We start from the raw sequence: 7,839 nt of genomic DNA, 5'->3' as shown, positions 1-7,839 counted from the left end.
TCCGGGAGGCGGGCCTGTCTCGTTTTCGCCGAGGCGTCAGGTACGTCGGCCGAGGCGTCACTCAGGTCGTTCGACTGGGCAGTTGATTGCCATCTCGGCCGACGCGAGCGACGCCTCGGCCGACCGGGGTGACGCCTCGGGTCAGAACTTGTTCGCGATCTCGGTCAGCTTGGCGACGTACGCCGGCCAGTCGTACTCCGAGGGGATGTTGTCGCCGGGTTTGCGCCAGCCGACGGCGCCGTCCGCCTCTTCGCGGAGGATGTCGGCCTGTCCGCCGTGACCGGCGAGGTCGGCGAAGAGGTGCACCAACATCTGGTGGAGGGTGACCTCCTCGCCGCCCCAGTGGGGTACGTGGCCGATGGCATCCAACGCCAGCGCCTCGATCGTCTCGTTGCCGTGGGCGATGACCCGACGGTAGAGATCGATGATCCCTTCGATCGACTCGTCCTCGGTGGCGTACCAGTCCGCCTGCGGATCGACCTCGAAGACCTCGTCCGAGACCAGCTCCTCGGGATGCGGGAACGGACGGCCGAACGTGGCGCCGAGATAGACGGCCTCGACGCCGGTGACGTGCTTGATGATGCCGAGGAGGTTGGTGCCGGTCGGCGTACGCGGCAGCCGGGCCTCACGCTCCGGCAGGTCCTCGACCTTGGAGATCAGCGCTTCGCGACGCGCATCGATGTAGGTCTTCAGGGTGCTCTTCGGGTCCGCGGGCATGCTCCGACCTTGGCCCCAAGTCGGGTTCGGCGCAACCGAGTAACTGGGACCGGTTGTCCTGAAACCTCATCGAGACCAGAGGCCGATCTATAACCTGTTCTCTTGCGGATCACCGGGGATCCGCTGGCGGCCACTCGGGAGGTCCCCCACATGTTGACCCATGACAGCGGAGCCGTGCTGGGGAAGCTCGAGGAGGTCAAGCCGCACTCCAGGTGGATTCTCGGCGAGACCCTCGAGGTCATGTTGCACAACGGCGTCGATCGCCCGGCCGACGTGGCGGCGCGGATGCAGGTGCCGCCGTCGACGGCGGCCTACCGGGTCCGTCTGCTCCGAGAGCTCCTCGGACCAGACCTGCACGATCCGGCCCTGAGACTGGCGATGATGCGGGCGCTGCGATCAGCGTTGCCGCGGTGGCGGGCAGAGGCGGCGTACGCGAAGCGGCGCCGGGCGCAGCGCAAGCCGGACACATGTTGTTGATATGAACGAAATAGTGCGGGTGCCTGGTCCAGACCAGCCCGCCCCCGCCGAGCCGCTCCTAGCGTGATCGTCGGCCGAGACCCCCGGCCGACCCCACCACCAGAGGAGCGTGTCATGTCGAACATGTCCAAGCTGGCCAGATTCACCGTTGTCCCGGTCGCGGCCGTCGCCGCGATCGGCCTCGCCTCACCGGCAGCCTTCGCCGCCTCGAGCTACAACCTCAGCGCCGGGTCCGCGGCCGCCGGATCGAGCGTCGCCTTCGGAGCACAGGGGAGCGGCATCACGTTCACCGACGTCACCGCGGGGGCCTCGGTCACCTGCAGCGGCAGCTCGGTCTCCGGCACCGCGACCCCGGGCGCCGCGATCAGCGGCACCGGGATCGCTGCCCTCGACGGCTCCAGCGTCTCCTTCTCCGACTGCACCGGCCCGGTGGGGATCGAGTTCACCGTCACCGGATCCGGCACGTGGTCGCTCGACGCCACCGGTGACACCGACGCGAACGGCTCCACCGCCGGCACCATCAGCGGGATCTCGGCCAGGGTCAGCGGATCCGGTTGCTCCTTCGACGCGGCCGGCTCGGTGGCCGGTGCCTACGCCAACGGCGACTCGTCCGGCACGCTCACCCTCAGCGGTAGCGAGCCCACCCTGACGCTGTCCAACGTTTCCGGCTTCCTGTGCGGTGTCGCCGGGATCTCGAACGGCGACCAGGTCTCCTTCGCGGCGACCTACGCGGTGAGCGCGACCGACGCCGCCAACAACCCGATCCAGGTCACCAGCAACCCCTGATGTCCGGACCGGCTGGTCACCGGCGGGCTCAGGCGCCGGTGACCAGCCAGCGGTCGCTCCGCGCACGGAGCGTCAGCACCACGAAGCGGGCACCCATGAAGCCGACCGCGAAGGTGATCCACACCCACACCAGCCCACCGCCGAGGGCGACCGCCAGGGCGACGAGCGGGACGTACGCGACGAGGGTCCAGACCCCGCCCCAGGCGAGATAGCGCCCGTCGCCGGCGCCGATGAGCACCCCGTCGAGCACGAAGACGACGCCTGCGATCGGCTGCGCGATCGCCGCCACGAGCACCACCGGCACCAACAGTTCCCGCACCGCCTCGTCCTCGGTGAAGAGGGCGCCGAGGAACGGTGCGAGAGCAGCCAGGAGTACGCCGGCCACGACCCCGATGACGACGCCCCACCACACCATCCGGGCCGTGATGGCTCGGGTCTCCCGGGTGTCGCCGGCCCCCAGCGACCGCCCGGTCAGCGCCTGCGCGGCGATCGCGATCGCATCGAGCACGAACGCCAGGAACGTCCACAGCGTGAAGGCGATCTGATGGGTCGCCAGCGCCACGGCCTGATCGCCGACGGCGAGATGGGTGACGGCGTACGTCGTGACCAGCAGCGCCATGCGCAGCGTCAGCGTGCGGACCACGAGGGCCACGCCGGCCCGCGCGGAGGCACGGATCCCGGGCGCATCCGCGCGCAGCGGCACGCCCTGGCGGCGGGCGGCCCGCACCACGACGTACGTCAGCATCCCGGCCGCCAGCACCTGCGCGATCACCGACCCGATCGCCGAACCGGCGATGCCGAGCCCGGCGCCGTAGACGAGGGCGAGGTTGAGCACGATGTTGAGTACGTTCGCGACGACCGCCGCGACCAGCGGGGTCTTGGTGTCCTGCAGCCCACGGAGCACACCGGTGGCCGCCAGCATCATCAGCAGCGGTGTCACCCCGAGGACGGCGATCCGGAGGTAGGTCGTCGCGGGGCCGACGACCTCGTCGCCCGCGCCGACCGCCCGGCTGAGCGGCTCGGCCAGGACCATCACCGGCACCGTGACGACGACCCCGATGATGACCGCGAGCCAGATCCCGTCGATGCCCTGCCGGAGCGCGCCGGCGGTGTCGCCGGCGCCGATGCGGCGCGCGACCGATGCTGTGGTGCCGTACGCGAGGAAGACGCAGAGGCCGACGATCGTCTGGAGCACGACACCCGCGACGCCGAGGCCGGCGAGCTCGCGAGTACCGAGGTGGCCGACGATCGCGGAGTCCGCCAGCAGGAAGAGCGGCTCGGCGACGAGGGCCAGGAAGGCGGGGATCGCGAGCCGCCAGATCTCCTTGTCGAGGCCTCGGCGGTCGGTCTTCGAGTAGTTCTTCGCATCCGCCCGGCTCGTCACGGTCTCAAGGTTAAACACCGTCGGCGCGGGGCGTTTTCCAGGGCAGGTGGAAAACCTGTGGAAAACGTCGTTGCAGCGCTATGTCGACAAAACGCCCAAGGGGGTACGACGATCTCGGCGACGAACCCCGGTAGCCTGCCAACTTTCTTTCGTCCACAACCTATGGACAACAAAATGGCAGGTCAGAGTGGCTTTACCAATCGGATGACCCTAGTTATGCACAGGCAGTTCCCCAGGCTGTTCACATTGACCAGGGTGTCGTCCACCGCTATCCCCCGGTTATCCCCAGGGCCTGTGGATAACCTGCTGTCGCCGATATGGTCTGCGACGTAGGGTCGCGGAGACTTGAGGTGTCGTCGAGGGTCGGCCAGGACTGTGGGAGCAGGACTGTCGGTGCCGACCCGTAGCGTGGGACCGAATCGACCGAGATCACGCCGCGACGATCCGCAGACCACGGAGGGGCAAGGGAATGAGCGTCACTGAGACCGGCTCGATGGACGGTCGGGGCGACTTCCCGGAGCCGCCGTTCGAAGAGTGGGGCGACGGGCCCGCGGCGTACGAACCGGGCAACGCCCCGCGCGCGGTCAACGACCGCACGCCACCGCAGGACATGGCCGCCGAGCAGGCGGTCCTCGGCTCGATGCTGATCTCGAAGGACGCCATCGCCGACGTCTCCGAGACGCTGCGCGGCACGGACTTCTACCGCCCGACCCACGAGTCGATCTACGACTCGATCCTCGATCTCTACAGCCGTGGCGAGCCCGCCGACATGGTCACTGTCGCCGACGATCTTCGCCGCAAGGGCGAGCTGGAGCGCATCGGCGGCGCCCCCTACCTGCACACGCTCGCCTCCAACGTCCCGATCGCCGCCAATGCGGGTTACTACGGCGAGATCGTCCGCGACAAGTCGGTCCTGCGCCGCCTGGTCGAGGCCGGCACCAAGATCGTGCAGATCGGCTACGCCGGGGAGGGCGAGGTCGACAACATCGTCGACGAGGCCCAGGCCGAGGTCTTCAAGCTCACCGACAAGCGCTCGGGCGAGGACTACTCCCCGCTCGCCGACATCATGGACGGCGTCCTCGACGAGATCGAGGCGATCTCCAACCGCGAGGCCGGCCTCTACGGCGTCCCCACCGGCTTCGCCGACTTCGACGAGCTCACCAACGGCTTCCACTCCGGCCAGATGATCATCGTCGCCGCACGACCCGCGATGGGTAAGTCGACGCTCGCGCTCGACTTCTGCCGCGCCGCCTCGATCCACAACAACCTGACCAGCGTCTTCTTCAGCCTGGAGATGAGCCGTTCCGAGATCACCATGCGTCTGCTCTCGGCGGAGGCGAAGGTGCCGCTCAATCACATCCGCAACGGCAACATGTCCGACGACGACTGGAACAAGCTGGCCCGCAAGATGGGCGAGGTCTCCAGCGCGCCGATGTTCATCGACGACAGCCCCAACATGACGATGATGGAGATCCGCAGCAAGGCCAGAAGGCTCAAGCAGCGCCACGATCTCAGGCTCATCGTCATCGACTACCTCCAGCTGATGAGCTCCGGCAAGAAGGTCGAGTCCCGTCAGCTCGAGGTCTCCGAGTTCTCCCGCCAGATCAAGCTGCTGGCCAAGGAGCTCGAGGTCCCGATCATCGCGTTGTCCCAGCTCAACCGTGGTTCCGAGCAGCGCGCCGACAAGCGCCCGGCGGTCTCCGACCTCCGTGAGTCAGGCTCGCTGGAGCAGGACGCCGACATGGTTGTCCTCCTCCACCGCGACGACGTCTACGAGAAGGAGTCGACCCGCCCCGGCGAGGCCGACGTGATCATCGCCAAGCACCGTAACGGCCCCACCCGCGACCTCGTCGTCGCCTTCCAGGGCCACTACAGCCGCTTCGTCGACATGGCTCACTGACTCCGGCGAGGATTCGCAAGGCACGCGGCCGGCACCCACCGGGGCCGGCCGCGCAGCGTACGTCACGCAGGATCAGCCCGCCGGCGCATCCTGGAGGGCGCGGACCTCGACACGGCTGCCCAGTGCGCGCGAGGCTCGCTTGGTCCACTCGATCGCGTCGTCGTCGTTGTCGGCCTCGATGATCCAGAACCCACCGAGGTACTCGTCGGCCTTGACGAACGGGCCGGGGGTGAACGTGGGGCTGTCGGAGGTGGCATCGACGGTGGTCGCGCTCGAGGGCGGCTGGAGGCCGCCTGCGAAGAGGAAGGCTCCGGTGTCCTGCAGCGCGGTGTTGAAGGCGTCGACCTCGGCGATGAGCTTCTCCAGCTCGGCGGGGTCGATGTTCTCCATGGTCGGCTCCTCGCTGGAGTCGTGGGGGAGGCTGAGGAAGTACTGCGTCATGGTGACTCTCCTGTGAGTGGTGCGGATTCCGGTGGGCCGAAGCCCTGGGCGGGCGTCATGATGAGGGTGAGAAGAGCCGGTCCAGCTGCTGGTCGATCGCAGCGAGTGCGGCCCGGGGTTGGATCACGCCGAGCTCCAGAAGAGGCGTGAAACCGGTCAGCGAGAGGATGAGGTCGGTCTCGATCGCGGGGTCGCGGTCCACAGGGATCTGCCCGTCGGCGATCGCCTCTCGGATGAGCCGCTCGACCATCTCGCGACCCTCGCGCAGGCCGACACCGGCCACCTCGCGCAGCTCGGGGTCGTGCAGCGCCTCGAGGACGTACGCGGCGTTCATGCGGCTGGTGGCGCGAGCATCGGGGTGCAGGGGGAGCATCTCGGTGAGAACCACCCGCAGTACGTCCCGGGGGTGCGGAGGCTGGTCGAGCCCGGTCAGGCCGCGCGCGACGCGGGCCGAGGTCTGTTCGGCGGCGAACTCCATCGCGAAGGTCAGCATCGCGGTGCGGGACGAGAAGTAGTGCTGGAGCTGCCCGAGCGAGACATCCGCTTCGCGGGCGACCTCGCGCATGGTCGCTCGCGGCCAGCCCTGTTGCTCGACCACCCGCCAGAGGGCGTGCGCGATCGCTTCTCGTCGCTCACGGTGGTCCACCCGCTTCGGCATCGCCGGCCCCTTTCGGTTTTCAATACGCGTGACATAATACAGATGACTTATATCCGCTGCCAACGGAGGGATGGTGAAAGCGTGCACGACCCGTACGCCTTCGCGATCGACGATGCGGTCGCTGTCGCGTTGCTCGCCGACTTCCAGGTCCGTAAGGCGATCGCCCGTGGCGACTTCGACGACCTGCCGGGCGCAGGTGAGCCGATCTATCTACCGGACCACCACGACCCGGAGTGGTGGGTCAGGAGCCTCATCGAGCGTGAGCACATCGCGCTGCTCCCGCCGTCCATCCAGCTCCGCAAGGACGATGCCGCGCTGGACGCGCGCCTGGATCAGCTGGCGGATGAGAAGGCCGTACGTCGCGAGATCGACGACTTCAACGCGCTCGTGATTCGCGCCCGCTACGAGCCGCCGGCAGGGCCGCCGCTGATCACGATGCCTCGCGACCCCGACGCCACGGTGGCCGAATGGGCCGCCCGTCGGGCCGCCCGCCGGGCGGCGCGCGGCAGGAAGCCGCGCGAAGCGGCAGGCAACGATGCTCGGCGAAGCCGTCGGTTCCGGCTCTTCCGTCGCCGCTGAGCGTCTCGGATCAGCGCCACGCGTTCGGTACGCTCCGTCAATGGCCGACCTCGATACTGTCGAAGCCCGGATCTGGGCGCTTCTCGAGCCTTACCGCAACGAGCTCGAGGACGCGACGATCTACGGGATGCCGTCGTTGCGCTGGCCGGGTTCCGGCGCCCATGACTACTTCGCCGCGGTCAAGCGAAGCGCGCAGAAGGTGAGCCTCTACGCGATCGCCGTCGACACCTGGCCGGAAGCGCTCGAGGGCTCATCGGAGGCGTTCCGCAAGCGCCGTACGGGCAAGGCGACCTTCTCCTTTCCGACGTTGGACGAGGAGATGGCCGCCGAGCTCGAAGGGTTCCTGGAGCGGCTCTACCAGCCCTACCGCGAGCATCACGCCGGCTAGCTGGCGGCCCGCTTCACCAGCTCGGTGAGCTTCTCCTCGACGGCCGAGGTCATCGAGGTGACGGCGAAGACGGTCGGCCAGATGTCGCCGTCGTCGAGGTTCGCCCACTCCTGGAAGCCGACCTCGGCGTAGCGCATCTTGAACTTCCCGGCGCACTTGTAGAACACCACGACCTTGCCGTCGGAGTTGGCGTAGGCGGGCATGCCGTACCAGGTCTTCGGGGCGAGATCGGCCGCGTGCGTGGTGACGATCCGGTGGAGCGTCTCGCCGATCGCGCGGTCGTTGTCGTCCATCGCCTCGATCTTCTCGAGGCAGTCGGCGAGGTCGGCCTCGGCCTTCTTGCTGCCGGTGCCACGCTTGGCGGCCGTCCTGCGCTCGGCGGCGGCCTCCTTCATGGCCGCCTTCTCTTCCTCGGTGAACGTGCTGCTCTTCGCCATGGTCTTTCCTTCCTCGGTCGGTCTGTTGATACGAGCCTAAGGAGGTGGGGGCTCCGTGCGCTTCTTCGTTCC

The 7,839-nt window shown here is 68.3% G+C and carries 10 protein-coding genes; 5 read left to right on the top strand and 5 right to left on the bottom strand.

The window, feature by feature from the left end; all coding sequences use genetic code 11:
• Positions 1-141: 141 nt before the first annotated feature.
• Positions 142-717 (bottom strand): DinB family protein, encoded by a 576-nt coding sequence (locus ACFU7D_RS05360; RefSeq protein ID WP_378864275.1) that lies wholly within the window; start codon positions 715-717, stop codon positions 142-144.
• Positions 718-867: 150 nt separating this feature from the next.
• Here ACFU7D_RS05360 and ACFU7D_RS05355 point away from each other — a divergent pair, with 150 nt between their 5' ends.
• Both ACFU7D_RS05355 and ACFU7D_RS05350 read left to right on the top strand, forming a co-directional pair.
• Positions 868-1,194 carry a helix-turn-helix domain-containing protein gene (locus tag ACFU7D_RS05355; RefSeq protein ID WP_378864272.1) on the top strand — a complete coding sequence of 109 codons (327 nt, stop codon included), beginning with the start codon at positions 868-870 and terminating at the stop codon, positions 1,192-1,194.
• 114 nt (positions 1,195-1,308) lie between these two features.
• Positions 1,309-1,980 (top strand): hypothetical protein, encoded by a 672-nt coding sequence (locus ACFU7D_RS05350; RefSeq protein WP_378728093.1) that lies wholly within the window; start codon positions 1,309-1,311, stop codon positions 1,978-1,980.
• A 28-nt stretch (positions 1,981-2,008) separates the two neighbouring features.
• Here the strand turns inward: ACFU7D_RS05350 and ACFU7D_RS05345 are convergent, their stop codons facing one another.
• Positions 2,009-3,364: an MATE family efflux transporter gene (locus ACFU7D_RS05345; RefSeq protein ID WP_378864269.1), complete on the bottom strand. Its 1,356-nt coding sequence runs from the start codon at positions 3,362-3,364 to the stop codon at positions 2,009-2,011.
• A 469-nt stretch (positions 3,365-3,833) separates the two neighbouring features.
• Here ACFU7D_RS05345 and dnaB point away from each other — a divergent pair, with 469 nt between their 5' ends.
• Positions 3,834-5,264, top strand: coding sequence for a replicative DNA helicase (gene dnaB, locus ACFU7D_RS05340; protein ID WP_378728091.1), 1,431 nt, complete (start codon positions 3,834-3,836; stop codon positions 5,262-5,264).
• 72 nt (positions 5,265-5,336) lie between these two features.
• Here the strand turns inward: dnaB and ACFU7D_RS05335 are convergent, their stop codons facing one another.
• Together ACFU7D_RS05335 and ACFU7D_RS05330 are read right to left on the bottom strand one after the other, a co-directional pair.
• Entirely contained in the window at positions 5,337-5,705 is a 369-nt protein-coding gene (locus ACFU7D_RS05335; protein ID WP_378728090.1) for a YciI family protein, read from the bottom strand.
• 55 nt (positions 5,706-5,760) lie between these two features.
• Entirely contained in the window at positions 5,761-6,363 is a 603-nt protein-coding gene (locus tag ACFU7D_RS05330; RefSeq protein WP_378864265.1) for a TetR/AcrR family transcriptional regulator, read from the bottom strand.
• An 81-nt stretch (positions 6,364-6,444) separates the two neighbouring features.
• On the opposite strand from ACFU7D_RS05330, the gene ACFU7D_RS05325 reads away from it, so the two are divergent.
• Together ACFU7D_RS05325 and ACFU7D_RS05320 are read left to right on the top strand one after the other, a co-directional pair.
• Positions 6,445-6,942: a DUF1992 domain-containing protein gene (locus ACFU7D_RS05325; protein WP_378864263.1), complete on the top strand. Its 498-nt coding sequence runs from the start codon at positions 6,445-6,447 to the stop codon at positions 6,940-6,942.
• Between the two features lie 40 nt (positions 6,943-6,982).
• On the top strand, positions 6,983-7,330 hold the full coding sequence (locus ACFU7D_RS05320) for a hypothetical protein (RefSeq protein ID WP_378864260.1): 348 nt from the start codon (positions 6,983-6,985) through the stop codon (positions 7,328-7,330).
• On the opposite strand, the gene ACFU7D_RS05315 is transcribed toward ACFU7D_RS05320, so the two are convergent.
• A complete protein-coding gene (locus tag ACFU7D_RS05315) occupies positions 7,327-7,767 on the bottom strand; it encodes an iron chaperone (RefSeq protein WP_378728086.1) in 441 nt (146 codons plus the stop codon). The genes ACFU7D_RS05320 and ACFU7D_RS05315 overlap by 4 nt on opposite strands.
• Between the last annotated feature and the right edge of the window lie 72 nt (positions 7,768-7,839).

Origin of the sequence: Nocardioides sp. NPDC057577 (genome assembly GCF_042801335.1) — a bacterium.
In the GTDB taxonomy this organism is placed as follows: Bacteria; Actinomycetota; Actinomycetes; order Propionibacteriales; family Nocardioidaceae; genus Nocardioides.
This window is presented reverse-complemented; position numbering and strand designations above follow the sequence as displayed.

Bases quoted from the DNA above. Each gene is read 5' to 3' on its own strand.
- ACFU7D_RS05315 (WP_378728086.1), bottom strand. From the start codon at position 7,767: ATGGCGAAGAGCAGCACGTTCACCGAGGAAGAGAAGGCGGCCATGAAG.
- ACFU7D_RS05330 (WP_378864265.1), bottom strand. From the start codon at position 6,363: ATGCCGAAGCGGGTGGACCACCGTGAGCGACGAGAAGCGATCGCGCAC.
- dnaB (WP_378728091.1), top strand. From the start codon at position 3,834: ATGAGCGTCACTGAGACCGGCTCGATGGACGGTCGGGGCGACTTCCCG.
- ACFU7D_RS05350 (WP_378728093.1), top strand. From the start codon at position 1,309: ATGTCGAACATGTCCAAGCTGGCCAGATTCACCGTTGTCCCGGTCGCG.
- ACFU7D_RS05320 (WP_378864260.1), top strand. From the start codon at position 6,983: ATGGCCGACCTCGATACTGTCGAAGCCCGGATCTGGGCGCTTCTCGAG.
- ACFU7D_RS05335 (WP_378728090.1), bottom strand. From the start codon at position 5,705: ATGACGCAGTACTTCCTCAGCCTCCCCCACGACTCCAGCGAGGAGCCG.
- ACFU7D_RS05360 (WP_378864275.1), bottom strand. From the start codon at position 717: ATGCCCGCGGACCCGAAGAGCACCCTGAAGACCTACATCGATGCGCGT.
- ACFU7D_RS05355 (WP_378864272.1), top strand. From the start codon at position 868: ATGTTGACCCATGACAGCGGAGCCGTGCTGGGGAAGCTCGAGGAGGTC.